Genomic DNA, 26,551 nt, shown 5'->3' with positions numbered 1-26,551 from the left:
ACCAATGAAGTTGGGTAATGCCGATGGAGGAAAGGCTGCTACCAAGTTATCACCCTTACTAGGGACACATTTACTACACTCGGAGGTAGGAATACTAAATGGAAACAAAACTATTAAGGATAGCTGAATTAGCAAAATCTGATCCCAAAATGAAATTTACATCTATTGTACATTTACTAAATAAGCAATCTCTAGTTCAATGTCATCTTGAATTACCTAATAAGAAGGCAACTGGGATTAATGGCACAACTAAAGAGCAATACAGTGAAACACTAGAGGAAAATATAGAGGACTTAGTAAGTAGGCTTAAAAGTAAAAGCTATCATCCTGTTCCCGTAAGGAGAATGTATATTCCTAAGCTTAACTCCAACAAGAAAAGACCATTGGGGTTACCGGAACATGAAGATAAGATTGTACAGAAAGGCATTACCAAAATACTAAATGCCATCTATGAAAATGATTTTCTAGACTGCTCTTTTGGGTTCCGCCCAAATCGTAACTGCCACGATGCTTTGAAAATATTAAATCATTATATTGAAAAGAAATCAGTAAATTATATAGTAGATGTAGATATTAAAGGGTTCTTTGACAACGTTGACCACATATGGATGATGGAGTTCTTAAAACTGCGAATTACTGACCCTAACTTACTAAGAATAATTGGTAGGTTTCTTAAAGGTGGATACATGGAGGAAGGAAAGAAATACAAGACTGATAAAGGCACACCGCAAGGTGGGGTCATATCTCCGGTACTCGCCAATCTATACCTTCATTATGTCCTGGACCTGTGGTTTGAGAAGGAAGTCAGAAAACAGTGTGAAGGACATGCATACATAGTTAGATATGCCGATGATTTTGTGTGTTGCTTCCAATATAAGAGCGAAGCTCAGGAATTCTTTCAATCATTAAAGTTGAGATTACAGAAGTTTAACTTAGAAATAGCGGAGGATAAAACCAAAATTATTCCCTTCGGGAGATTTGCGGAGAAAGACGCAAAACTAAAGGGAAATCGAAAACCTGAAACTTTTGATTTCCTAGGTTTTACACACTACTGTGGAAAGAGTAAATCTGGATACTTTCGTGTGAAACGGAAATCAAGCAGGAAAAAGCTACAAGGTAAACTAAAGGAATCGAAGGAATGGATAAAGAAGAACCGAAATAATGATATTCATATGATAATGGATAGATTTAAACGCTCGCTTGTAGGTTATTACAACTACTATTGCATCACGGATAACACTCCAAGTGTTCACCAATTTAAAGACAAAATCCAATATCTACTGTTTAAATGGCTCAACAGAAGAAGTCAAAGAAAATCCTTTACTTGGGATAAATTCAATCTCTTTCTTCATAAATATCCGTTACCGTCACCAAGAATTAAGGTGAATATATACGAATTAAGAAAAGAGATTAGCTATATCTTGTGAATGATGATTTGGAGGAGCCGTGTGCGTAAATAGCGCAAGCACGGTTCTGTGAGGGGGGAAGAACACAATCTACCGCAAGGTAGAGAGGTTCTCTTCTACTCGACTAGTTGAAGAAGGAAGAGCAGGTGTTTTTAGCTTCATGAAAGACTATCGGGGAAGGTTAGTTGAATAAGATAAGGGGGAGTTTTAATGTTGATTGACAAAAAAATGTAACATTTGTACTGTTTTTGAATGGATTATTTCTGTAGCAGTTCCTTCCTCTAAATTGAGTCAGATTGAAAAGGCTCTTATTGTTATTACTTCATTATTTTTAAAAGCTAAAGTATTAAAGTTAACTTTCTTTTAAAATTAAATCCTCTCTATGTTGTTTCAGGTAGGGTTTAAATACCACTTAACATGTCTATAATATATAAGCTAGAATAGATTTCTTTTTGGGGAAAATCTGAATATCTTAGCTCTAGTTATGTTCAAATATCAAAACCTACTCAGCGATATTATCAGACTAAATGTAAGGAGGAATTACTTTATGTTTATAGCAAATACGGCTACCCCATATTATGCAGTTATTTTTACCTCTCAAAGAACCGAAGAGGATAAAAAAAATTATATGAAAGCAGCTGAATTGATGATTGAATTTGCCTCAAAACAAGAGGGGTTTCTAGGAGTAGATAGGACCTGCGATTTAGAGGGATTAGAAATAACCGTATCCTACTGGGTCTCTTTAGAAGCCATTAAGCAATGGAAAGAAAATGATTCTCACAGAAAGGTTAAAGAAAAAGGTAAACAAGATTGGTACTCTTCTTACTCAACTAGGATTTGTAAAGTTGAAAGAGAATATTCAAACATTTAAAAGGATTTGCTTCATGTATAAACATGAAGCTTTTTTTGTAGGTATGATTTGTCTATAATGGTAAAGAGTCAAATCGTTATTTGTAATTAATAATGAAACGTTTTAGAATATATGACTGTATTTAGAAGTGGTTTTTTTAACTTTCTTATATATTTTAAATACATTCACTTTTTAAACTTTGCTAAATCTTTCTTATTTTTCTGCTGCTAGATTTTACAGTCTTATGGTAAAAAAATAAAAAGAGACAACGTGCCATAAGAATTAATTTTAATTCTTGAATTGGATTGGGTGTTTCTTAGCATCCATTTTTATTCATATGCCCCCTTGCTCTTCAAAATGAAGTTGACAGTAATTTTGTTTAAGGAATCTGCAGTTAATGGATAGTCATTTAATTGTTCGGGTTTTATCCTATCATGAAAAAGTACATTTTTCAGATTATAGACATCTGCATCTTTATCAATACCTTTTAGATAGGTTGTTCTAATTTCTTTTTCTATCTGTTTTGATACTAACTCTTGAATTTTTTTTAGAGACAATTGGTCTTCCAAATCTATTAAAGTACCTTCAGCTTCAACATTTATATTAAAGTGAAAATCATTTCCTTTTCTAATCAAATCAACTTTTGCAGATGGTTTCATTATTCTTACTGTACCTTTTATTTCATCCCCTATGACAATATCAACTGGTGTGCTTTGAGTTTGAGTTTGTGTCCATCTGAGGCCAGCAATCTCCTCATAAGATAACCACTCCTTATATGTTCCATTGCTAACTGGAAACGCACCATTTATTTGTAATACTTTTTTTGATTTTGGTTCTTCAACCGATTGCTTCCAGTCTGTTTCATTAATAGTTAGAGAAGGTAGCAAGGCAGTTCCCCCTGGTTCTTTATACTCAGAGATAAACCTATGCATACGCATCGGTTCAATATATGAATAAATTTTATACATATCGTTTGGTTTATACAAAATCGTATATAATGGAGGCAATTGAAAGAAACCTGTAGTACTAAGTATTTCTTCGATGGATTCCGTTGTTCCAAACATCCATGGAGTATAACGAAAATCACCGTGTTTTATTAAGGATTGCTCCACGTTCTCTATTCCTTTTTTTAAAACGGACTCTGAATAGATAATTGCTCCTACATGTGACCAGTTCACCTGTTGTTGTGTTGTTCGATATAAATTATAGACAGCATCATTTATATTTTTACCTGATGATTTACCGATGTACAAAGTAGCGGGTTGTGAGACTTTACTGACTTCTTGCTTAGCTACATTAGAAAAATCAAGCATTTGTACATAAATAATATAGTTTTCATCTTTATAGTCAATTCCTAATGTAGTAATATAATCTACTTCACCAATTTCTTTCTCATCCCAACATCCTGTTAGGAATAATAAGATGAAGCATATTATTAAAATTTTTGATTGTTTCATTTTTTTCCATCCCCCTGTCTGTCCTTATCAATAGGGTTAAGTATTGATGCACGTTCATTCTGTTTAACTACAGGTCGCTTAAGAACTGATTTAAAGAAATCTCTTTTCACAAACGGAGATACTGGACTTAAATAAGGCAATCCAAATGATTCGAGTTTAGCGAGATAACCAAGAACTGCATAAAGGCTTATGAAAAACCCAAACATTCCAAAGACTGATGAAAGAAGTATAGAAGAAAATCTCAAAATGGAAACAGTTCCATATATCGCCTGGTTCCCAAGGGTGAAAGTTGCAACTGTCGTAAGCGAAGAGATTACCAACATGGTTGGAGAAGTGATTCCAGCTTGAATTGCAGCATTACCCACGATCAGCCCACCAACAACCGCAACAGTTTGTCCAACTGCTTTAGGCAGTCGAACACCCGCTTCACGAAACAGTTCAAATAATATGAGCATTAATAGCATTTCAAAGGTTGCATTAAACGGGATACCTAGTCTAGATGAAGATACTGAAGCTAGTAATGGAAATGGAATTTGATCTGCATTAAAAGATGATAAAGCCACCCAGAAAGATGGAAGAAAAAGAGCTATTATAAGTCCAAACAATCTAAGAATCAATTCAAAGGTTCCATAGTAATAAGGAGTATGTTCATCCTCAGCAGTTTTAAGTAATAATCCGAGATTAGCTGGACCTAAAAGCACATTCGGAGAATTATCCATAAAAATAGCAAATCTGCCTACAGCTAAACTACTGACAACACCATCAGGACGAGATGTTGCTTTTAATAAAGGAAAAAGTGAATAATTGTTGTCACCAAGAATCCCTAATAATTGATTGTCGCCATTTAAGAAATCGATATCAATATTATTCAATCGATCAGTAACTTCTTTAATCATTTTTTTATTTTGTATATCCGTTAGATAGACTAGTTTTACTTGCGTTTGACTTCTTTCACCTATAACAAAGGTAGTGGTAACAAGGGATTTCGATTTAATTCGTTTCCGAACTAATGCAATGTTTGTACCTATGTCTTCGACAAATGCATCCCTTGGTCCTCGTACGGATACTTCTGAATTGGATTCTTCTGGGGAACGCTTTGGTGGATTGGATGTATTAAAGAAATAGATGGTTTCCTCTATAACAATTGCTGTAAATCCATTAAATACTTTTTCTAGCAGAGTTACACCAACCTTCTCTTCCTTTTTAGACCAATGCATTTGCTTTGAAGAATTTAAGTATGCAATCCCTTTAAGACCATTGTTATAGTACTTATTTTGAATATCTGGGAGGATATTATCTAGTAAAACATTATTATCAATTAAACCATTGCAGTATATAACTAGCATAGCTTGCTTCTCTTTAGGACTAAATAGATATTGCTTCTCGATGGTTATATCCGACGAATTATTGAAGAGACTAGTTAAATATTCTTCATTTGTTTGTTCATTATTCAACCTGGGTACTCCTCCTGTTCTTGGAAAATTTAATTAATAATGCAATAAAGAGAGTAATAAACACCCCAATTACACTGGAGATAATATAATAATAACGACTTAAAAAGATTAAAAAAACCTCATTTGATATAGGAGCTATAATGACCAGTAGGTAAATGATACAAATAAATACTTGTATATTAACGCGCTGCTTTTTCTTTTTAATGTCAAAGACTTCTGTAATTAAATACAAAATAATTGCTAAATGAATAAAATTACCAGATGTCCATTGATAAATCGATAAAAAATCTAGATGATTAAAATATGTTCCAATCCCCAAGATTCTCCATTGAAAGAAAGAGGGATATCTAAGTTTTGATGCTTCTTCTACACCAAATATTGCAATTGTGCCAAGCAGTGGTCCAACCGTCAATATGGCCAAAAATGTAGTAAGAACAATAAAATGTTTGAATTTTAATTTTTGTGTAACTTGGTGCTGAAGAATTATTATTAAAAAAATTTCGATTATTGAACTAAAGACAATGAATGCACCATGAAATACCTCTTGCCATCCATTCTCCACAAGTACCGGGGTAACAAGATGGTAATTTTTATCAGGAATAGTGCCAATTGCTACAAATATGCCGAATATTAAAACAAATGGAAGTAAGACACCTGCACAAATGGCAATGACATTTAGTTTTTCATATGAAATGTAGAGGGAGCAAGCTAACAAAAACAGAGCTATAAAAATAGTAGGTGTATTGAACAAAAATGTTTCTTCAGTCCACATAACTGTTTCTTTTAAGGTAATCCAACCTGTTATTAGGAGGTAAACTACTATAAAAATAGCTATAATCCGACTTAGCAATGGAGAATACTTGGATGATAACCATTCAAATAGAGATATCGATTGGAAGTGCCTTGTTACGTAGAGCAATAACAGTGAAAAGACAAGGATAAATGCATAACCAATAATAACGCTGATCCATGCATCACGACCTGAAGCGTTAATTAATATAGGAGTAACGATTACATGATTGCTTAAACCAGTACCTAACAGGATGATAGTGAAGAGCTGTGAAATGGTGATCTTTGTCATTTGATATCCTCCAGTAGGGTAATATTATCATGCTACTACTATCGCCAAACTTTCTTTATTCTAAAAGTAAACTCTACGAGGTTATTTTGAAGCAAAGTTGGCTGAGAAGATCAATTTAGTGCATTTGCTGTGATGGAATTATTAAAAATAAATCGAAAGCCATTTGATAACCACCTTATATATGAGATGAATGGTACGGATTGGTGAATCTAACAATTTTGTAGTATTAAACTTAAAGCGAATGAGATTACATTAGATTAGAATGGAATGAATTCACAGACGATGTTTAGTTTATTGGAGGGGAGAATCAGGATTAACATACTTTCTAAAACTTCATACTCAACTCCCATGAAAATTAAAATCTTCGATTTAGAGAAAAAGGCAATACTAAATCAGACGCAGCTCATTTATTTTTTAAAAAATGCAGCGCCTAAATGGGGATCAAATTATGGGTTGGATTAGGAGGCACTTGGTTCAGTTATTGTAACGTTGTATCCTAAGTTCTCAAGTCTTCGAACAGAATATCGTACAATGGATTGTTCTTTTTGCTTGTCAAAGTAATCCTCTCCTAAATCTACGTACATCTCTTTGCGAGTTAAGAGATAATAGGAGATTCTTAAAATGGCATGAGCGACAGATATTCCTGCCCTTTTTTTACCCTTTCTTGATGCAGTACGCCTATACAGGGCTCCCAAATAGGTTTTGGATCCTCTGACAGAGTGAGCTGCTTCAATTAATGCCGATTTCAAGTACTTGTTTCCTTTTTTCATGTTGCTTGATTTTCTCTTGCCCGCACTCTCATTATGTCCAGGTACTAATCCTGCCCAGGAACACAAGTGCGCCGAACTGGGGAATTGCTTCTCGACATCCGTACCGACTTCGGCTAAGATTTGTTCGGCCATTCGAGTGGCGATGCCGGGAATGGAATCCAATCGCTCAATATCTTCTTGGTGGGGGGATAATCTAGTAGCCACCTCTTCGTTTAACAGTTCAATCTGCTTCCCATTCATTATATTTCGTTGTTATTGATGAAATAAACCAATTTTCTCTAAATGGTTCTAGATTCTTTTCCACAATAATAATCTTCTCCCCACTTACCAAATTCTGCGTAGATGTCTCTACATCGTATTTAACGGTATACCGCATTTTGGATTCGCTAAGCTTTTCTTCGTTGGTAAAACGAAAGTTATTAACCGAAGGGCTTGACTGCCCTGTTATCCAGCGAGTTTCCTCAAATTTACTCCTTGTTTTTTCTTGAAGCGAAGGGGACAACATCGTATATTGAATGGCCCACTTCGATTATTCACGCCTAATATCCAAAATTCAACTGCTTGTTTCGGTTCACCTACGCGCAGACCACCTATAAAAGACTCTAACTGGAGTTCTAAAGGGGTGTATTGTCTTACTTTAGTAGATTTTTCCTCAAAAAAGGGAGGAGAATCGTTCAGTTGTGCATTTACTGTTCTATAATCCACCCCACAAATTAGTATACTAAATAAAACCAATAGAAGAAGTTTACTTTTATCCAATTTCATCATCCTAAATTATATTTAAGTTTAGTTTATCCTGTTCAGTTAGAATTATTCCTTTTTAAACTAACCTCCCGTTAATTTGAGCATTTCTTCACAATCTTTATAGTGATATTAACAGAAATGCCCGATAAAAATTCATCTAACCTCTAAGAAATCTAATTTAGGAAAAATGATTTTAATCAAACTTTATTTCAAATAATCGATCTTTATTATAAATAATCAATCTTTTTTACAAATCTACATTCATCGTGATCTAAATGCTCCTCATCGTTCCATATGCAGGCGGGTAATAGCCTATCTTCTATCTCTTTCATCATTTCATCAGATAAATACCTATGAAATACGTAACTAGCTATACGAATTTCAACTTCTGTTGGAATTATTCAGATGTCCCCACCAATCCATGACGTTCTCTCATAGAAACTTCCCCATCAACTAGAATCTTATATGAATCGTGAACGATTCGATCAAGAATGGCATCAGCTATTTGTGCTTGTCCTAGTTTCGAGTGCCATCCTTCTGGCGAAAATTGAGAACAGAAGATAGTCGACGCCCTCTTTAACCGTGACTCCACGATTTCCAGCACATGAAGTATATTTTCCTCTGAAAGCTCGGTTAATAACCACTCATCTAGGATTAGTAAATCAATCTTTTTGTATTTTTGAATTATCTTTCGGAAGCTGCCATCTGCTTCAAACTTTGCCACAGCTAATTCATCTAGTAATTCTGGTAGTCTAATATATTTCACTTTATAAGATTGACGACATGCATGGACACCAAAGGCATTTGCTATCCACGTCTTTCCGTTTCCTGACGCCCCCATTAAAATGATATTATGGTGATTTTGGATGTAATTTCCCGTTGCTAATTCTAATATCAGGTTCTTGTCTAACTTACGATCAGGATGATATTCTATATCTTCAATGGCTGCCGTTGGTTCGTTGAATGTTGCTTGTTTAATTAATCGTTCAAGCCTATTTGATTTACGTCTGTCATACTCAAAGTCTACTAAAAGGTTGAATCTATCATCAAAATCCATGCTTTTGTAATCTTTATTCTGGCATTGTTGCTGATATAATTCTGCCATTGCACCCATTTTCATTTCATTTAATTTACGTAAAGTTTCTTCGTTCATCATTTATCATCCCTCCCAAAGTAACTAGCTCCGCGCACAAATCCATAGTCATCAGCGTTGGTGTGATTTTTACTATCGGTTTTCTGATTTTGTTTTCGCTTTTTATTTCTTTCTAGTATGCTTTTCAAAACAGAAACCGTTGGGTTTGTAGAGATTTCAAGTAGTGTTTCTGCTGCTTTTTCCATTTCACTGTTTGTATATCTTGTAGCTAAATTCCTTAGCGTGCTGAGGATACTTAATGACTTTTTCTCCACATTCATTTCCAAGATAGAAGAGACAAATTGGAGTGTAGATGGTCCAATCGTTTCCGCCCACTTTCGATTGTTTTCAGGATTATGTTCTAAATATGATCGGTGATTATCAGGCATATGGTCTGTGTTTGTAGAAAACTGTCCAATTTCACCATATAACCGTTTGTGGGATGCAATTCGGACTTCTTTGAAGTAAACTTCAATTAAATCCGTGGTTTGTCTTATATCGACATTCTCCCGGACGTAATCATATGGAACGGAATAATACATTCTTTCAACCTGGATGTGGTAGTTCAGTTGAACTTTTGCTGTTTTCCATTCCGCAAGTTTATAACGTGTTTGAGGAAGCTGTTGAAAGTGGGATTTCTCTTCTTCCTCATACACCTTTTTACGCGAGCCCGGTCGCTTTTGAAAATTGATTGTATTGATTTCTTCTAGACTTTTAAAGATTTGCTTATTCAGATCATCAATATAGAAACATTGATAGTTTCTTAGTGCAGCTATAATCTGCCGGGAAATGTACCCAACAGTCCCTTCAACACTTGGTTTGTCTTTGGGTTTACGGACACGGCTTGGGACAATGACTGTATGATAATAATCTGCGAGTTCACGATAAGCCTCATTCAGAACCGGTTCTCCCCGAAGCGCCTTTGTAACACCTGTTTTCAAATTGTCCGGAACCAAGGTTTCTGGAACACCTTCAAAGTACTCAAATGCATGGATATGAGCGATAAGCCAATTAGCTGATTTCATATCTAAAAACGCTTCAACGTAGCTGTATTGACTATAGGGCAAGGTAGCGATAAAGACATAAGCCGGAATTGATTCTCCTGTTGAACGATCTATAATCTGCAGTGTCGATCCAGCCCAGTCCACCTCCATGATTTGACCTGGTTTTCTTCGAATAGGCATCGTTAACTTATACTTCTTCGCGTATTTCCCATAGCTTTCACAAAAAGTCCGATAAGCATAGGGGATCTTTCCACTTTCACGTGCTTCAGTCGCATACTCATGATGCAATAAAGTCAAAGTGACGTTCTTTTTTTGTAACTCCTTATGCACTTTTTCCCAATCAACCGGGAAGTACCCTTTCTCAACAGCTTGCTTCTCTGGAAAGAGAAACGATTCTAACCAGGGACTAGTCATCTCATCGTTCAAACTCTCTAGACCAAGCTTCTTGGTGCATTGAACGACATCCGAAACTGTATTTCTTGAGTGGCCAGTACTAGAACTAATGGTTCTTTGACTGACTCCTTCAAAATAAAGTTCCAAAATCTTGCGACAGTTAATCATAAAAAAAACCTCCTGTACATTAATGTCATGCGAGTTCGCATGCAAATTAAGTATACAAGAGGCTATTCTTTATTCTATTCATAGTGGCTCCCTGCACCGCAATTGATGGCTCTTTTATCCGCACTTACTGGCTCAAAACTCCACATAAGTGGCTCTATTCATCCGCAATAATCAACTTAGTTCTGTTACATTAAACTCACATTTAAACCTTTTTAACAAATTCAGATTTTAATTTCATCGCTCCAAAACCATCAATTTTACAATCAATATCATGGTCTCCATCAACTAAACGGATATCTTTCACTTTTGTACCGATTTTTACAACTGATGACGTTCCTTTTACTTTAAGATCTTTGATGACTGTTACAGAATCACCATCGTTTAAGACATTTCCATTTGCATCTTTGATAACCTTAGTATCTTCACTATTTTCTGCTTCCGGGTCTAAAGTCCACTCATGGGCACATTCTGGACAAACAAAAAGATTTCCGTCTTCGTATGTGTACTCTGAATTACATTTTGGACAATTTGGTAAATTAGACATATTTTTATTCCCTCCACCCGTTATCATTCGTTTGAATAGATAGCAGTATTTTTCAATTACTTTTTTGCAAATTTATAAGACTAGTAGTTACAAACTTTAATTTTGGGAAGCGTTTCTTATCTGTTTCCCAAGCACCTATTTTTATCTCATATCTTTTAATTTCTTAATAATCATATTTGGTGTCGCCCATTCATCACGGTCAAAGTCAGAAATAGACACGTCGATGTCTAAACCGTTCTTGAAATTCTACTAATATAAAACTTTGTATGTGAAGTGAAATTTTAAAAATCTAATGCATTTGCCTTATTCTTTATTGTATTTACTTCCTGGGATTGCTGAGAAAGTTGAGTACATTCATGAAAAGCGAAATGCTTACATCCTATACATTTTTTCGGATTCAAATGCTCTAAAGCACAATTAATTGCATCTCCTGTATGAGAAAAAAAGTTTTCTTCCCCAATTTCAACGTACAATCCATTCTTGTCTAGAGTTGTTTTTAACTCAGGTTGAATTCCTGAAATGAGAAGTATGCCACCTTGTTTTTTGTAATACTGAACAATATTCCTAAAGTAAGACTCTCCTGTCGTATCAATAAAAGGAACTTTTCCCATACGTAAAATTAAAACTTTGGGTTTATAATGAATGGTCGCTAAAATATTTTGTTCAAATGTTTGAGCAGCCCCAAAGAATAATGGACCTTCTATTGTGTAAATACTAATTTGTGGGCAATCATGAGCTTTATTTACCACATGTGGTAACAATTTTTCATTCTTTTTTGTATGATCAGGGAGCACTTTAGATATGACAAGCATATTACTCATACGTTTTGTAAACAAAATAATAGCTAAAATAAGACCGATTTCCACAGCTGTTGTCAAGCTTGTAAATACAGTGAGTAAAAATGTTACAAGTAATACAAGAGAATCCCCTGTCTTCATTTTTAGTATGTGAACAAAGTGTTTTTGTTCGCTCATATTCCAAGCTACCACCATTAAAATGGGAGCCATACTAGCAAGTGGAATATGTGAAGCATATGGAGCTAACAGAAGAAGCGTGAATAATACAAATCCCCCATGTATAACACCCGACATCGGAGATACAGCTCCATTTTTGATATTAGTTGCTGTTCGAGCAATCGCTCCAGTTGCAGGAATCCCTCCAAATAACGGTGTAATAATATTAGCAATTCCCTGACCAATAAGCTCTTTGTTACTGTTATGTTTACTATTAGTCATACCATCTGCCACGACAGCGGACAAAAGAGATTCGATACCACCCAACATTGCAATAACAAATGCAGGACCAATTAACTGTTTTATGCGCTCTAATGTGATTACCGGTATGTCAAACTGAGGAAGTGTATTTGGAATCGTACCATATGCTGTACCGATAGTAGGTACATGCCCTGAGAAGAATACAGTTGCAATTACAGTTGAGATAACAACACCTACTAATGAACCTGGTACTTTCGGTAAAATTTTTGGTGTTATAAGTATAACAAAAAAGCAAATCAAAGCAGTTATAACACTGTAAAAATTGACAGTACCGATATGAGTGAAGATTTCCTTTAGGTTTGCTATAAATTCCTCATGCTTTTTTATACCTGTTAGACCTAAAAGACTAGCAATTTGTCCCGTAAAGATAATGACAGCAATACCTGACGTAAAGCCAATTGTTACAGGACGTGGAATAAACTTAATTAAAGACCCTAGTTTAAAAATCCCCATAAGGCATAAGATAATTCCAGCCATTAAACCAGCAAGTAGTAAATTTTCATACCCATAGGTAATTACAATTCCTAAAAGAATTGGAACGAAAGCACCTGTAGGCCCTCCAATTTGATACTTCGAACCACCAAATAGCGAAATAAGTATCCCGGCAATACAGGCTGTATAAATCCCATACTCCGGTTTAACACCAGAGGCTATAGCAAAAGACATAGCAAGTGGAATCGCGACAACTCCAACAATCATTCCAGAAAGAAGATCCTTTTGAAAATGTCCAAATGAATATCCTTCAAATCTTCCCGTAAATAACTCTTTCATTCCAAACCCTTCTTTTCTATTTTTATTGAATCTTACTTCTTCTGAAGAATATTTTCTTTTGATAATTTTGAATTACAAATGCAGTTTTCATACTTTTATACAAAAGCTCTCTATCTCATTACAAGAGAGTATCAGCCTAATATTGGTTATACGTTTTGCTTAAATGCCGCTCTAATTTACCTATATCTCCACCTTCTTGTTAACCTCCGCTAGAAGCTCTCCGGCTCGACTATCTAACTTCTTCGTATCTATAAACGATGTAATCCATACCTTATCTGGAGTAATATCTCTGCGGAACATTTGTCCTGGGATTTCATTCCATAAACGATTCCATTCATCTAATACTCCTACTTGATCAAATAAAAAACCTTGAATCCCACATAACCAAGCTGTACAAGCTGTATTTCTTTTTTGACATCCAACTCCATCTTGTAAATGTTGACATGAAAAACAACAGGAATTTCCACTTTTAATACAAACCTTACAAACATAATGGGCTCCTATTGAGCGAAATATTTCCATTCCATGTTGGATGATATCTTCTTTCTTAACCTCAATTTTCAACCTAACCCTCCTTAACTATCGATTCACCTTCTGTTTCATTTAGTTCTTCTAACATTGAAATCGTGTCGATTAAATGGTTGTTAAAAATTTTCCGTGCAATTACCAGTAAATTCATAATCATAGGATCCCGAAGAGAATATAAAACTCGTTTTCCATCTTTGGTGCCGACAACAATATTTTTAGCACGTAGTACACTTAACTGTTGAGAAACAGCAGAGCCTTCCTTATTAAGAATGCTCTGGATTTCATTTACACTTTTTTCACCCTCTGACAATAATTCGAGAATATGTATTCGCAAGGGATGTGATAAGGCTTTAAAAAAATCAGCCTTAAATTTTTGCATTTCGTCTCCCATTTTAACGCCTCCATTACTTATCCTTGATTTTAAGAAATCTATATGTATCATATACATCTTCAAATTTTTGAATATATATATAATACATATAGAACTTACAATTTTCAATACAAATTTTGAAACGTAAAAAAAAACCATAAACGACCGTTTTTGATATGGTAAGTGAACTTCTCTAAAAACCTCAAAAACTATTTAAATACATAACCAAAAATATAACCAAAATCTAAATACCAATATATCTATCTCTACCCCCTTTTTGGTATAGTTAAGGCATTAATAAGGGGGGATTCTTGTTGAAATTTGGATATCCACGTGTCAGTACACAAGATCAGTCATTATCGTTACAACTTGATGCATTGGCTCACTACGGAGTGGACCAGACTTTTGAAGAAAAAGAATCAGGTAAGAAAAAAAAACGACCACAGTTAGATATTCAGAAATTGCTTCAAATTTATACTTTAATCCATTAGCTATGAAATGGTTTGTAGCTAATATGCTAAAAGGGGAATCCATAGAATCTATCCTAAAACATAAAGATGATTTAACTGAATATTGTATGTCTAATGTTTATAATAAGCTCTCAGAAGATGCTAAGAAGATATTAGAGATAATGCTTATCTCAAATAAAGAATGTAGTAATGCTGAATTGACATATTTGTTTAATATAGATTCTTTACGTTACGGTAAAGCAATGAATGATCTGTTTGCCACAAATATGGTTAATATGAAAAATGATAATAAAAAAGTTGAAAATCGAACTTTATTCTTTATTACAGATTTTGCAAGAGAATATCTAAAAAAGCACTGCAAACCCAGTAATAAATCATTTATTTCGATTCAAAAGAAGATGAGAACTTTAAAAGGACTTTCTGAAAATTTGCAAAATGAAGAAAATGACCCTTATAGAATTGAGTCAATCTTTATAAATCATTCTGATGAAGAGATATCCGCTTCTTATTTAAAGAAGGCATTAACTTTTGCTAATAAAAGTGAGTTTGAAAGTGCTGAAGAATATATCGAGAAAGCTAGAAATGCAACCCCTGATTTCTTTGAAGTATATAAAATATCAGCATTTATCAGTGTTTTACAGAACGATTATTATGCTGCCGAACTTGCTTATCAGACCGCTATAGAATGTAAACCAGATTATCCACCGATATATTTCTTTTACGCAGGTTTTAAATTAATGACAATTGAGAATTTTGATGAGGCTTATGATGCTATCACTTTTGCAGAAAAGTTAGATCCTAAAAATAATAGAATAAAAATGCACAAAGGTAGAATATTAAAACAGTTGGGTGAGTACTCAGAAGCTGAAAAAGTATTTAACGAAGTACTTGAAAATCTAGAAAACTTAGATATTAGAACCAAAAAGGAATTAGTTGATCAAGCGTCTGATAATTTAAAAAGATGGGCTGATATGACAAGAAACGAAAACGGGGAGTTAGCTGAATCTCTAATAAAAAAATCAATAAATATACTTGAAAGAATAGACGAGGCTCATTTTGACACCAAGATTGTTATTACAATTTCTAAGATAATTAAAACCTTAACATATATATATATTGAAATGAATAAAAATGACGTCTCATATTTAATTGAACTCTTAGAAAAATATTATTCAAAAGTAAGAGTTATTGAAGATAAAAACTTTAGACGACCTTTCGAATCACTTTTGGCTAAAATAGACTTAAATCAAAGAGAAGATATTACTAAAATATTTTCTTCCAATGTTGTGAACCATACAATTAAAGAACAAGGATTCATTATAAGTTTAATGCCTACATATGGCTTTATTAAAAACTTTTCACCTAACAATTTATTTTTCTATTGGAATGATTTTGAAGGAGACTTTTCTAAACTTGCAATAGGGGATAAGGTTCAGTTTACAATAGGTAGTTCTGAAAAAGGTCTCTGTGCAAAAAAAGTTACACTAGTATAAAAAACTTGTGGACTGTTTAATTTGGTCTACAAAAATCTCCAGAAGAACCCCCTGCATCCTATCATATGGTTGGATACAGGGGTTCTTTTCTTTGAGAATATCTTAAGGAAATTCCCAAAGAAAGTGGAAGCATAGACCCTAGCACCTCTCAATCCCATTTTTATAGAGCTGATACTCTCTTTTTATTAAGCATGGTAGTTGTCCCCTTTCTAAGAATTGACTCTCCCAGGAAGTTTACTATAGTAAACAGTAATAAATGAATGAATATTTTGACTCAGAAATGAGATTTTAATTAAAAGAGAAGAAGGCACCCCTAGCTTCTCTTTTTTTACTTCGATTTCATTTTGAAATTCTAGTCAAACTATCGAAAAGTGTAATATAAAAATCAAGTATAATAGAGATAATATTTTAAGGAGGAAATGATGCTTACTTTAGTGACATTTCAAAAAAATTAGGTAGATAATAATTTGAAGAGAGCTAAGAGCCAGATTGTCTAGGAGGAAAAAAATGGAGAGTATAGAAATTCCAAAAGAAGATGATGTGCTTGAGCTAATAGAATATTTTAAGAGTGAGTTAATTATTTATGCTACTGGTGGTTCATCAAATATTTCAGATTCTGAGTATGCACGAATTCGAAAAATTTTAATAGGTATCCCAAATATAAACGATTTAGTTCCTGAGTTTGTAAAGAAATATCGGAGTAAATTAGAATTTTGGGGATTTATAAAAGAAGAATATAGTTCTTATGCTGAAAGACGTACGTATTTAGCAAAAGTATTTAATGCAATGGTAGATAGATTAGAAGAGTCAAACTTTCTTTTGATTCCACAGTATGAACGTAATCAATTAATAGGTGAAGGTGGATTCGGACAAGTTTATAAGGTAGAAAACGAGTTAATAAAAATGAGTTTTGCTATAAAAGTGCTAAATCCTGCGTTTGCGAATGGAGGTGAAGGAAATCTAGAGAGATTTTTTAGAGAGGCACGAATCTTATTTAAATTACATCATCCAAATATTATTAAAGTTTATGATGTAGGATTAACAGGGAAAATTCCATTTATTAAAATGGAACATTTTGAAGGTAAAGACTTGAACAAAGTGTTGAAAGACCATAGTAATCTGACCCCAGAAAAAGCTCTTGTATTAATTGAAGAAGTAAGTGAGGCTTTAAACTATGCACATAACGAAGTAGGAATTGTTCACAGAGATATAAGACCAAGTAACATTATGGTCGCACGCCCTAATCAATTTAGACTTATTGACTTTGGTTTAGGCGTTTTTTTAGAAAAAGAATTAGTTTCTAGAATAACTAGGTCTGGAGAAAATATTGTAGGTGGGCATTACACAGCGCCAGAACTATTAGAGAATCCAAGTCTTTTAGACCCACGATCGGATATTTATTCTTTAGGAGCTGTATGGTTTACTGTGTTAACTGGAAGACCGCCAGCAGGAAGTAGAATTAAAGATCAGCTATTATCAATCCCAAGATTGAAGGGGGAATATTCTGATATGATATTAAAATGTCTTGATGATCTAGAAGATAGATATCAGAATATAAATGAGCTATTAAATGACATTCAGAATTATAGGAAGAACATTCTAGATTAATTAGTTAGAGTACTTTTAACGAATTTTTTTAAAATTAAATGAAAAGTATACAGAAATTAAATCGTATTTAAATTTAGATATACCGATTACTTTTTATATGAAATTGCAATCGGTGAGATTAAAATGAACAATTAAGAAAGGAGGAGGAGTAGGATGTATTGGCCAAGAAAAAAGGGGAACTTTAAATTTGTGGATAAAGAGAGCATTCCTTTATTAGAAATAAAAAATACGGGTGATATTGAACGAGAGTTTTACGTTTACTCTGAAAATTTTATATCAGCGGCAAATTTATTAGTGAACCATGTCTTAGAAACAAATGAAAATACTAAAAAAGATTTTTGGCTCTTCGGCCTAACTTATTTATACAGACAAAGCTTGGAGCTTATCTTAAAATCTATAGCCTTTAAATATATAACTATAAAGAATGATAGAGTGGAGTTTATAGGAAGGGTTAGACACAATCTAAAATATGCATATGATGAAATAAGTTTATTGGTACCAGCAGATGATCTTAGCTTGAAGGAAAGGGAAAGGGAATGGTTGAAAACTTTTTTGACTAATATATCTGAATGTGATGAGCAGTCTGATATGTTTAGATACCCATTCAGTATAAAAATGAAAGCATTTTTTCAAAAGCAAACCCATATCAACTTGAGGGTTTTAGGTACTAATATGAATACTGCTTATAAATTGTTAACTATGATTTCAAATAAGGCGGATGAAATCGATCATAAGGACTTAATCAAGTTCAAACCCGAATTTTTAATGTCTAGTGGAAGCTATCTTGAGCAAGCTGTGATTTGGAAAGGTTTCAATAATAATAATTATTACCCTTATATTCAGGGATATATGGAAAGTGGTAAATATTTATATGAATTAATTAAAGATGATCAAAAAGTCTACCTGTTCTTACCAATGTGTTATATGTATAGAAATGGAATAGAATTGGCTTTAAAACGTATTTTAGTCGAAGACTGTCAATTCGATAATCAAACAGCAGCAAATAAAATGAAAAATAAAAAGCATAGTATAGAAGGACTTTGGAATGTAATAAAAAATTATATAATTATAAGTTCTGATGTTCCCGATGACAGTTCAACTATTAATGATGTCGAGCTCTATATTAAACAACTACACAATTTAGATATTACTTCCGACAAATTTAGATATCCAATTAATAAATTTTTGAAATTCCACTTTGACAAAAAGGTAAGATTTGATGTAACCAATGTTTCGCTATGCTTTTATGAATTATTTACATTCTTAGATGCTGTAGATAGTATGCTTTCTCATCAAAATGAAATTTTGGCAGAAATGGAACTGGAAGCACGAAGAGAGTTGGAAAGTGATTACGAGCGCTATTAACATAAATTTCTTAAAACTAATGAATCGTTAAAGATTCTTCAATAGAAGAAAGAAAGAAAGAAAAAATATAAATTTATCTAATTTTCTTCTATTATATAATAGTCTTGCTGTTTCTTCTTCGAGTGCTTTAATCTTTGTATCAAGTTTATTTTTATCTTGGAAGAGGAAAGTATTTGCGTATCCAACAATATAAATAACAGGATGACGTTGATAGTCCTCGCCAATTTTAGCAATAAACACTTTTAAATTTCCTTTTATACCCTCAGTGGACGTGGAAAAAATTTCTGTTAAGAGACCTTCCTTCCGTAGGCCGATATAAGTCAATGTATTTTTTATTGGCTTATTTCGATTACTTTCGATCTTAAGCCAGTTGTTTGCAGTTGTTTGTAGTTGTTTGTAGTACTGTCTCTGAAGTTTTTTCGATAACTGATGCTCAGCAATATCCTTTTGAGGAAAAAGCTGTTTCCGTTTCAAGAATTGCACCACAAGAAAAATATCTCTCTCATCAAGTCCTAATTTTTCAAGGAATTTATTGACTTCCTTATTTTGTTCTTTGCTGCTGACTCGTATGTAACCGAAATTTTTATATATTATTACTCGTGGTTTTTGTTTTCTATTATTCTACCACTTAAATTCATAAACTTATTTATTATAGAAGTCTTTATTATAAAAAAAAAGAAGTCATTTTGGAACATTCAAATTGACTTCTTTTTATTTTGTGAAATTGGAATGTTGATGTCAACTCGACAAGGCAGTACTTTTAGTAAAAAAATTTAGGGGAAAATGAATAAATCAATAATAAAATTGCCAATAATAATAGTAATCTTTCAAGAAAATTCTTGAGATGAAACTACTATTCGAGGTGATAACGACTGAACCAAATCCATAGAAGTATCTTATATAACATTGATCCTATTGGAATTGAAACAGGTTTAGTAGAAAGTCTGAGTAGTTACTTAATCAGGATTTCATATGAACATAACATCCAAGTAGGCCACTTGGTAAATAAGTTAGTGGTTCCTGAAATGCATAAAGATTATTTGGCAAGAAGCTCTATATACGGTGGTAACAGTTTTTATGAAGGTGCTAAAACAATAAATGGATACACGAATAACTCAATTGAATTGGTTTGTGTTTTGGAAAGGTTAACAACCAGAAGAGATCTATTAAACCTAACTCTATTAAAATTAAAAGATTTAGTTCCATTAAGAAATTTACTAAAAGAAACTTTCTCGTGGTGTCCAGAATGTATAAAGAAATGGAACGTTGAACACAAGATTATTTACTATCCATTAATTTGGTATTTAAAACCTATAAAGATTTGTATTGAGCATAAGTGTTATCTTATTGAAAAATGCACATCATGCACCAAGAAAATTGATATACTGCGTAGAAAAATGATCCCAGGTCATTGTCCCAACTGTTTTAACTTGCTAATACAGGATCAACTTAGAAAAGAGATTAACCAGCAGGAATGGCAATGGCATTCATTTGTATATCGAAATATAGAAAGCTTAATAGGATTAAAACCTAGTGAGATATTCACTCAAGAAAATATTAGTAACCAGTTAAATGATATCAATAACAATCTTTTTTCAGACAATATAAATAGTTTTGCTAAATTCTTAAGTATTCCTAAAAGTACTTTAAGAGCCTGGGCTAAATCCGAAAATATCCCTACCTTAGATGGATTACTAATTATCTGTTATAAATTAGAGACTACAATTTTCGATTTCCTCACAAAAAGTTGGGAAAATATAGATTTAAACCATCAGATTGAAAAAAAGAATATTAATAAAGACAAAGCTATTAGAAGAAAACTGGACCTTACTTCTATTGAAAGTAGGCTGAAGGAAGCACTGATATATGAGCCTCCAATTTCAATGGCTTCTACTGCTAGAATAATAGAACACGATAAACGAATCTTATATAGCAATTTTCCGGATTATTGTAAACAAATTTCAAAAAGATATAAAGAGTATATCAATCAAAAATCAAAACAGAGAATAGAAGAATTAAAAAAAGAAATTGAAAAAGCCTTTTATTACTTAGTAAATGAGGGTATATATCCTAGTAGTGAGAAAATTCAGAATAAATCTAATAAAAAGGGGCTGCTCAAGGAGAGAATCCTCCAAGAATATTGGAAAGACCTATTGGCTCAAGAAAATTTTTACAGGAGAAAGGGGAGGAGTAGTAATGATGAGTAATAGTGAGTTTGAAGATTGGGCAATTAAACTCAACTTAACAGACGATGCTAAGAATGAAATACAACGTGTAAGACAGTCACCGCCAGCAAGGAGAGTTGGCGGAGGTAAACATAACGTGAGTGGTCGGTATAGTAGTAAAAAAATGGGAGTTACTATTCAATTTGAAAGTCATAAGGTGGAATTACCTACTATTTACATGTTGGAATATAACGATAATGTTTTAGAATATTATGATCAGCCACCACAAATAAAACTTACCTACTATCAAAGTAATAAGAACAACAAAAAAATGGCTTATTTGAATACACCAGATTTTTTTGTGATTGAAAAAGAAAGGGCATATTGGGTTGAGTGCAAAACGGAAGAAGAGCTTATTAAAAAATCTCAGAGTAATCCAGATAGATACCTTAGGGAGAATGAGCAATGGATATTTACTCCTGGAAAAGATTTCGCAGCTGAATATAATCTAGACTTTCTTATTCACTCATCTTCAGAAATAAATTGGAATCTTCAACGTAATCTTGAATTTCTAGAGGACTATTTTGTTAAAGATTATGTGTTAAATGAAACAAAAATTAAAAGAATAAAGGAATCTATTCAAGAAGCTCCTGGAATAACTTTAAAAGAATTATTACTAAGTGATGAAACTCAGTTTAATGCTGATGATATATATGCACTAATAGTTAAAGAAATTATATATATTGATTTATATAATGAATTAATAACTGATTTAGAAAATGTAAAAGTTTATTTAAATATAGAACAATATAAACTTTTTTCTTTAGTTGAGAATTCAACTAGAAGGAAGAGAAATACTAATACAATAGAGTTGAATAGCGGAAATCATATCGTTTGGGGGAATACAGTTTGGACAATTCTTAATTATGATCACGAAAGTAAAATAGTCTTTTTATATTCAAGGGATGAAAATAAAAATATTGAGTTACCTATTAATTTATTTGAATCGTATATATTAGACGGGTATATTCTTGGGGCTGATAAGGATGAAAATAAGGAAAGTATCGAACTAAAAAAGATGATTTTGCAGGCGAATGAAACTGATTTAATAGAAGCAAACAAAAAGTATGAGATTGTTGTTAAGTATTTAAACGGGGAAAAAATAGAATTTATAGATGTAACAGACAGAACACTCCGCAACTGGGTGAAAAAGTATAAAGATGCAGAAGAACTTTATGGCAATGGGTATGTAGGTCTACTACCTCAAACTAAAAAAAGAGGGAATAGAAATGCGAAGTTACCTGCTGAGACTATAGAATTGATGTATAAGATGATATCTGAAAGTTATGAAACAATAAAATCTAAATCTGCCAAACAAGTTTATCGCGAATTACTTGTAAAGTGCGAGGAATCTAATTTGTATGTACCATCATATGCCACCTTTTGTGAAACAATAAATAATCGAGCATTATATGATATTGAAAAAGCTAGGAAAGGTAGTAGGGCATCTTATAAATATGAAGAGTTTTATATTGAACTTGAATTTACTACTCCAAGACATGGGGAACGAATTTTTGAGATAGCACATATTGATCACACTGAGCTAGATATTGAGCTAAATATTAATGGAAAGGTTTCTAAGCGACCATGGCTTACACTAATGATTGATGCTTACTCTAGACGAATTCTTGCATATTATTTAACCTTTGAAGAACCGTCTTACCGGTCTTGTATGATGGTGATTAGAGAATGTGTGAAAAGAACTAATCGTTTACCAAATTATATAGTGGTCGATGGAGGAAAGGAATTCAGTAGTGTATATTTTGAATCATTGCTAGCGTTATACAGTGTTCATAAAAAACAAAGACCTGCAGCAAAGGCACGATACGGTCATGTTATTGAGCGGTTATTTGGAATTACAAATGAGTTATTTATTCACAATTTAAGAGGAAATACTCAAATCACTAAAAATGTAAGGCAAGTAACTAAAAGTGGAAATCCAAAAAATCATGCAGTGTGGAGACTTGAGACTTTGAATGAACGACTTGATACATGGTTTAGTAATATATATGACAATAAGGAAAATCCATCTCTTAATCAAACTCCAAAAGAAGCATTTGTGGAATCTATAGCTGTGTCAGGTAATCGCTCAAATACTTACATTCCTTACGATGAAAACTTTATATTAATGACTTTACCATCTCCCAAAGGGAAAACAAGAAAGGTCCATCCTGGTCAAGGTATTAAACTAAGCTATTCATATTATTGGTGTGAAGAATTTAGGAATCCTAAAATTGAAGCTACTAACTTAGAAGTTAAATATGATCCATTTAATATTGGGATAGCTTATGCATTTATAGATAATCAATGGGTAAAATGCCTATCTGAACAATATAAATATTTAAATGGAAAGACAGAGAAACAAATAAAATTGATTGCAGAAGAGGTTAGGCAAAAGAGAAAATTATATTCTCGAAATAATACGATAACAGCAAGAATGATAGCTAGTTATATTCTCGAATCAGAAGGAATAGAAGAAATACTTGCTATAGAAAAGTATAAACCTTTAGAAAAGGATCTAAATGTTTTAGAAAATATACAGGTTCCAAAACAAAATGTAGATCTTGTAAAAGAAGATGCAAAAGATGAAGACGATGAACTTGAGATTTTTGGGGAGTTGGTGTAGTGATCAATAAACAAAGATTATTTAGTGAAGAGCTACTAACAAAATCTAAAGAAGAACGTGAAAAGTTTTTTGATGATTTTACTGTTAGCCATCCAAAAATGAAACAGGTATTAATCGAATTAAAAAATGAAATCTATAATGGTTATCATAATATTATAATGGTGGTTGGACCATCTGGTGTAGGAAAATCAAGATTGTTTTATGCAACTGCTCAATCTATTGTAACTGATATGGTTGAAGAGATTGAAGTTGATAAAAGTATTATACCTATTACCGGAATAGAACTCCCAAATCCAGACTTAGGGAAGTTTAATTGGAAAGATTTTTATTATCGTGTACTCACTTCATTAAATGAACCTTTAATTGATTATAAGATTGATGTTAATAATTTGAAGAATAAGGAATACACCCTAAAGTCTAATAATTCAGGGACTGCAGCGGTGTTACGTAGAACAATAGAAAATGCTTTTTATTATAGAAAAACAAAGGCACTTCTTATTGATGAAGCGCAACATTTTTTTAAAATTAATTCAGACAAAAGAGGAGATGGCGAGAAAAATCAAAGACAATTTAATTCAATAAAATCATTAGCAAACATGAGTAATACAAAAATTGTTTTGTTTGGAACATATGATTTAAATACAGTATTTAATTTAGATGGACAATTGTCAAGAAGGGTAAAAGAAATTCACTTTCCAAGATATGACTATACAATACGAGTAGATAAAAAGAATTTTCATTCTATTCTGTTGACATTTCAAAGACTACTACCTGTCCAAGAAGAACCTAATTTAATAGCATACTCAGAATATTTATATGAGAATTCTCTAGGATGTGCAGGAATATTAAAAGACTGGTTGAGGAGATGCCTAGCAGGGGCTATCGAAAATGATGAACCAACTATTACCTATACCAATTTAAAAAAGAACGCGTTAAAAACGAAAAAACTTTTAACCTTGGCAAACGAAGCAATAAGTGGAGAATTAGTCTTTAAAGAAAGTGATAGTGATAAAGATAAACTTAGGGCCCTCCTTGGAACAAAACAAGATGATGTAAAAGAAAAAATAATAAAAAAAGTTTCTACTCCGGGAAAAAGAAACCCTACAAGAGATGATGTTGGTTTAAAATAGTTTTCATTTAAAATTATTTGAAAAAAAATAGAAATGAAAAAATGGTATTTTTATTAATGTGCTACTAAACTAACATTTATACTATGGAGGTATCGATTTGGAAAATATTTTAAACAATCTCCCTAAAAGCAGTTTACTTTATAGCATGAATCCAATTGGAGTTGGTACGTTTAATATAGAAAGTCTTACAAGCTATGTTACTAGGTTAAGTTCAGCTCATAATATAACGTTAGGGGTTTTATTTACTAAAATTATTTATCCATTTTTAGAAAAGGAAAATTTTCCTAGAGATGGAATCAAAGCAAATAAGTCATCTGCTTTTAACAATTTCCATTATAATTCAAATGAACTCGTGTATGCTTTAACAAATTTAACTACCATAAAGAATTTGGAAAATCTTACTTTAATAAACTTTAACTCTTTTTTATCAGATTATGAAGTTCGATCAACTAAATATTGGTGTCCTCTTTGTTTTCAAGATTGTAGAAATAACAAAAGTCCAATCTATGAAAAACTATTATGGAGTTTTGAGGTAGTGGAAGTTTGTTTCGAACATAGATGTAAGTTAGTTAATAGTTGTCCTTCCTGTAATAATATACAATATCATATGACAAGGAGTGGAAGAACAGGGCACTGTTATATATGTGATACTTACTTAGGTTTAACAGATTGTAGAAAATATGAAGAATTGCCACAAGATTATATAGTTTGGCAAAAATGGATCATTGAAAATATAAAAGAACTACTTATACTTAATCAGCAAGAAAGAGTATATAATAATAAGAAATGGATAAATTATGGTGAGAATATCGAATATATTATCAACTTAATAGCTAATAACTATGGAATTAAGAAAAATGATATCTTTAAAGTTTCTAATATTCCAAGAAGATTATATAGTTATTGGAAAAATGGACAAAGAAAGGCTTCATTATATTCGGTATTAAAATTAGGTTATGTTACTTCAATTTCTTTAAACAAATTTTTTTCTCACGAAGAATATATTATGGGAGAAAAAATAAGAAGACTACCTCAGTATATTTACCAAAATAATTTATATAAGAATCAAAAAAAATATGAAATTAATGAACTGAAGGAAGAACTGAGGAGAGTAATTATTAAAAATGAAGATAAAAATAATCCACCCCTTTCTTTATCTCAAATTACAAAAATATTAGGGTATAAAAAAACTGAAACATTACGTAAAAAACTTCCCCATGAAACTGAAATAATAGTAAATAAATATAAAGAGTACATAAATGAAAAAAATATAAAAATGAAAGATGACCTTAGAAGTATCATTATAAAGTTAATGAATGATGGTATTACTCCCTCCTCATCTAATATAGAAGAAGAGTTAAAAAAACCCAAGTTTTTTTGGAAGAATTCCCATAGAGAAATACTTAGTGATCTATTGGAAGAATTAGGTGTAGTGAAAAAAAGCAAATAAGTAAGAAAATGAGAGATTTAAAAGGTTTCTTCTGGAATAAATTCAATAGGAATAACCACTAATCAGCGGCTTTTTTAAAAGAATATTGGTAAACTAGAAGATTCCTATTGAAGTAGCGGAGAAGCCTGAGATAATTTGAATGTTTACCTATCAGTAACTTGATGGAACAATAAGAAATTTACATACATACGCTAAATACCCCATTCAATACGAATGGGGTATTTTAAATTTAATAGGA

General features: G+C 32.5%; 22 protein-coding genes and 2 pseudogenes. 11 read left to right on the top strand and 13 right to left on the bottom strand.

From position 1 onward, the window contains the following. Positions 1 to 98: 98 nt before the first annotated feature. The 3 genes from ltrA to MHB55_RS15580 all read left to right on the top strand — a co-directional run bounded on the left by ltrA (position 99) and on the right by MHB55_RS15580 (position 2,277). Positions 99 to 1,427, top strand: coding sequence for a group II intron reverse transcriptase/maturase (gene ltrA / locus MHB55_RS15590; RefSeq protein WP_142540006.1), 1,329 nt, complete (start codon positions 99 to 101; stop codon positions 1,425 to 1,427). A 196-nt stretch (positions 1,428 to 1,623) separates the two neighbouring features. Beyond that, entirely contained in the window at positions 1,624 to 1,773 is a 150-nt protein-coding gene (locus MHB55_RS15585; protein ID WP_170206557.1) for a hypothetical protein, read from the top strand. Positions 1,774 to 1,953: 180 nt separating this feature from the next. Further along, the gene (locus tag MHB55_RS15580) at positions 1,954 to 2,277 is read left to right on the top strand and encodes an antibiotic biosynthesis monooxygenase family protein (protein WP_142540007.1); all 324 of its coding nucleotides are present in this window, start codon (positions 1,954 to 1,956) and stop codon (positions 2,275 to 2,277) included. 308 nt (positions 2,278 to 2,585) lie between these two features. Here the strand turns inward: MHB55_RS15580 and MHB55_RS15575 are convergent, their stop codons facing one another. The 12 genes and pseudogenes from MHB55_RS15575 to MHB55_RS15520 form a co-directional block, all read right to left on the bottom strand. Next, the gene (locus MHB55_RS15575; RefSeq protein WP_142540008.1) at positions 2,586 to 3,713 is read right to left on the bottom strand and encodes a Ger(x)C family spore germination protein; all 1,128 of its coding nucleotides are present in this window, start codon (positions 3,711 to 3,713) and stop codon (positions 2,586 to 2,588) included. Then, complete coding sequence (locus MHB55_RS15570) at positions 3,710 to 5,167, bottom strand: spore germination protein (RefSeq protein WP_340863581.1); 1,458 nt, start codon at positions 5,165 to 5,167, stop codon at positions 3,710 to 3,712. The genes MHB55_RS15575 and MHB55_RS15570 overlap by 4 nt, the downstream gene beginning before the upstream one ends. Beyond that, positions 5,160 to 6,248 carry an endospore germination permease gene (locus MHB55_RS15565; RefSeq protein ID WP_142540010.1) on the bottom strand — a complete coding sequence of 363 codons (1,089 nt, stop codon included), beginning with the start codon at positions 6,246 to 6,248 and terminating at the stop codon, positions 5,160 to 5,162. The genes MHB55_RS15570 and MHB55_RS15565 overlap by 8 nt, the downstream gene beginning before the upstream one ends. Before the next feature lie 458 nt (positions 6,249 to 6,706). Continuing rightward, a complete protein-coding gene (locus MHB55_RS15560) occupies positions 6,707 to 7,258 on the bottom strand; it encodes a transposase (protein WP_229677435.1) in 552 nt (183 codons plus the stop codon). A 204-nt stretch (positions 7,259 to 7,462) separates the two neighbouring features. Beyond that, positions 7,463 to 7,777, bottom strand: coding sequence for a hypothetical protein (locus MHB55_RS15555; RefSeq protein ID WP_142540011.1), 315 nt, complete (start codon positions 7,775 to 7,777; stop codon positions 7,463 to 7,465). Between the two features lie 382 nt (positions 7,778 to 8,159). Next, on the bottom strand, positions 8,160 to 8,918 hold the full coding sequence (istB, locus tag MHB55_RS15550; RefSeq protein WP_142540012.1) for an IS21-like element helper ATPase IstB: 759 nt from the start codon (positions 8,916 to 8,918) through the stop codon (positions 8,160 to 8,162). Continuing rightward, positions 8,915 to 10,459, bottom strand: coding sequence for an IS21 family transposase (istA, locus tag MHB55_RS15545; RefSeq protein ID WP_142540013.1), 1,545 nt, complete (start codon positions 10,457 to 10,459; stop codon positions 8,915 to 8,917). Before istA ends, istB begins: the two co-directional genes overlap by 4 nt. 202 nt (positions 10,460 to 10,661) lie before the next feature. Further along, a complete protein-coding gene (locus tag MHB55_RS15540; protein ID WP_142540014.1) occupies positions 10,662 to 11,003 on the bottom strand; it encodes a zinc ribbon domain-containing protein YjdM in 342 nt (113 codons plus the stop codon). A gap of 141 nt (positions 11,004 to 11,144) precedes the next feature. Further along, positions 11,145 to 11,259 (bottom strand): annotated as a pseudogene (locus MHB55_RS15535) (D-alanine--poly(phosphoribitol) ligase subunit 2); the annotation flags it as partial. A 25-nt stretch (positions 11,260 to 11,284) separates the two neighbouring features. Then, the gene (locus MHB55_RS15530) at positions 11,285 to 13,048 is read right to left on the bottom strand and encodes a SulP family inorganic anion transporter (RefSeq protein WP_142540015.1); all 1,764 of its coding nucleotides are present in this window, start codon (positions 13,046 to 13,048) and stop codon (positions 11,285 to 11,287) included. 136 nt (positions 13,049 to 13,184) lie between these two features. Next, a pseudogene (locus MHB55_RS15525) lies at positions 13,185 to 13,612 on the bottom strand (DNA mismatch repair protein). A 1-nt stretch (position 13,613) separates the two neighbouring features. Then, a complete protein-coding gene (locus MHB55_RS15520) occupies positions 13,614 to 13,967 on the bottom strand; it encodes an ArsR/SmtB family transcription factor (protein WP_142540016.1) in 354 nt (117 codons plus the stop codon). A 293-nt stretch (positions 13,968 to 14,260) separates the two neighbouring features. Between MHB55_RS15520 and MHB55_RS15515 the strand changes: the two genes are divergently transcribed. The 4 genes from MHB55_RS15515 to MHB55_RS15500 all read left to right on the top strand — a co-directional run bounded on the left by MHB55_RS15515 (position 14,261) and on the right by MHB55_RS15500 (position 18,882). Next, positions 14,261 to 14,437: a recombinase family protein gene (locus MHB55_RS15515; protein WP_445322754.1), complete on the top strand. Its 177-nt coding sequence runs from the start codon at positions 14,261 to 14,263 to the stop codon at positions 14,435 to 14,437. Between the two features lie 23 nt (positions 14,438 to 14,460). Then, the gene (locus MHB55_RS15510) at positions 14,461 to 15,909 is read left to right on the top strand and encodes a tetratricopeptide repeat protein (RefSeq protein WP_191697722.1); all 1,449 of its coding nucleotides are present in this window, start codon (positions 14,461 to 14,463) and stop codon (positions 15,907 to 15,909) included. Between the two features lie 507 nt (positions 15,910 to 16,416). After that, positions 16,417 to 17,517: a serine/threonine-protein kinase gene (locus tag MHB55_RS15505; protein WP_151113188.1), complete on the top strand. Its 1,101-nt coding sequence runs from the start codon at positions 16,417 to 16,419 to the stop codon at positions 17,515 to 17,517. 153 nt (positions 17,518 to 17,670) lie between these two features. Next, positions 17,671 to 18,882: a hypothetical protein gene (locus MHB55_RS15500; protein WP_151113190.1), complete on the top strand. Its 1,212-nt coding sequence runs from the start codon at positions 17,671 to 17,673 to the stop codon at positions 18,880 to 18,882. A 27-nt stretch (positions 18,883 to 18,909) separates the two neighbouring features. Here MHB55_RS15500 and MHB55_RS15495 read toward each other — a convergent pair whose 3' ends face one another. Next, positions 18,910 to 19,356, bottom strand: coding sequence for a hypothetical protein (locus MHB55_RS15495; protein WP_151113191.1), 447 nt, complete (start codon positions 19,354 to 19,356; stop codon positions 18,910 to 18,912). Between the two features lie 398 nt (positions 19,357 to 19,754). Between MHB55_RS15495 and MHB55_RS15490 the strand changes: the two genes are divergently transcribed. The 4 genes from MHB55_RS15490 (at position 19,755) to MHB55_RS15475 (ending at position 26,313) form a co-directional block, all read left to right on the top strand. Next, the gene (locus MHB55_RS15490; RefSeq protein ID WP_151113193.1) at positions 19,755 to 21,089 is read left to right on the top strand and encodes a TniQ family protein; all 1,335 of its coding nucleotides are present in this window, start codon (positions 19,755 to 19,757) and stop codon (positions 21,087 to 21,089) included. After that, complete coding sequence (locus MHB55_RS15485; protein ID WP_151113196.1) at positions 21,079 to 23,733, top strand: TnsA endonuclease N-terminal domain-containing protein; 2,655 nt, start codon at positions 21,079 to 21,081, stop codon at positions 23,731 to 23,733. Before MHB55_RS15490 ends, MHB55_RS15485 begins: the two co-directional genes overlap by 11 nt. After that, complete coding sequence (locus tag MHB55_RS15480; RefSeq protein ID WP_225321646.1) at positions 23,733 to 24,863, top strand: AAA family ATPase; 1,131 nt, start codon at positions 23,733 to 23,735, stop codon at positions 24,861 to 24,863. The genes MHB55_RS15485 and MHB55_RS15480 overlap by 1 nt, the downstream gene beginning before the upstream one ends. 97 nt (positions 24,864 to 24,960) lie before the next feature. Next, positions 24,961 to 26,313, top strand: a complete 1,353-nt coding sequence (locus MHB55_RS15475) for a TniQ family protein (protein WP_151113198.1) — start codon at positions 24,961 to 24,963, stop codon at positions 26,311 to 26,313. Positions 26,314 to 26,551 lie beyond the last annotated feature (238 nt).

Source organism: Psychrobacillus sp. FSL K6-1267 (assembly GCF_038003265.1).
Taxonomy (GTDB): Bacteria; Bacillota; Bacilli; order Bacillales_A; family Planococcaceae; genus Psychrobacillus; species Psychrobacillus faecigallinarum.
The sequence above is the reverse complement of the archived record's forward strand: the minus strand, read 5'-3'. Positions and strand labels throughout refer to the sequence as shown.

Bases quoted from the DNA above. Each gene is read 5' to 3' on its own strand.
- MHB55_RS15540 (WP_142540014.1), bottom strand. From the start codon at position 11,003: ATGTCTAATTTACCAAATTGTCCAAAATGTAATTCAGAGTACACATAC.
- MHB55_RS15575 (WP_142540008.1), bottom strand. From the start codon at position 3,713: ATGAAACAATCAAAAATTTTAATAATATGCTTCATCTTATTATTCCTA.
- MHB55_RS15500 (WP_151113190.1), top strand. From the start codon at position 17,671: ATGTATTGGCCAAGAAAAAAGGGGAACTTTAAATTTGTGGATAAAGAG.
- MHB55_RS15530 (WP_142540015.1), bottom strand. From the start codon at position 13,048: ATGAAAGAGTTATTTACGGGAAGATTTGAAGGATATTCATTTGGACAT.
- MHB55_RS15505 (WP_151113188.1), top strand. From the start codon at position 16,417: ATGGAGAGTATAGAAATTCCAAAAGAAGATGATGTGCTTGAGCTAATA.
- MHB55_RS15560 (WP_229677435.1), bottom strand. From the start codon at position 7,258: ATGAATGGGAAGCAGATTGAACTGTTAAACGAAGAGGTGGCTACTAGA.
- istB (WP_142540012.1), bottom strand. From the start codon at position 8,918: ATGATGAACGAAGAAACTTTACGTAAATTAAATGAAATGAAAATGGGT.
- ltrA (WP_142540006.1), top strand. From the start codon at position 99: ATGGAAACAAAACTATTAAGGATAGCTGAATTAGCAAAATCTGATCCC.
- MHB55_RS15510 (WP_191697722.1), top strand. From the start codon at position 14,461: ATGCTAAAAGGGGAATCCATAGAATCTATCCTAAAACATAAAGATGAT.
- MHB55_RS15485 (WP_151113196.1), top strand. From the start codon at position 21,079: ATGATGAGTAATAGTGAGTTTGAAGATTGGGCAATTAAACTCAACTTA.
- MHB55_RS15565 (WP_142540010.1), bottom strand. From the start codon at position 6,248: ATGACAAAGATCACCATTTCACAGCTCTTCACTATCATCCTGTTAGGT.
- MHB55_RS15580 (WP_142540007.1), top strand. From the start codon at position 1,954: ATGTTTATAGCAAATACGGCTACCCCATATTATGCAGTTATTTTTACC.
- MHB55_RS15520 (WP_142540016.1), bottom strand. From the start codon at position 13,967: ATGGGAGACGAAATGCAAAAATTTAAGGCTGATTTTTTTAAAGCCTTA.
- istA (WP_142540013.1), bottom strand. From the start codon at position 10,459: ATGATTAACTGTCGCAAGATTTTGGAACTTTATTTTGAAGGAGTCAGT.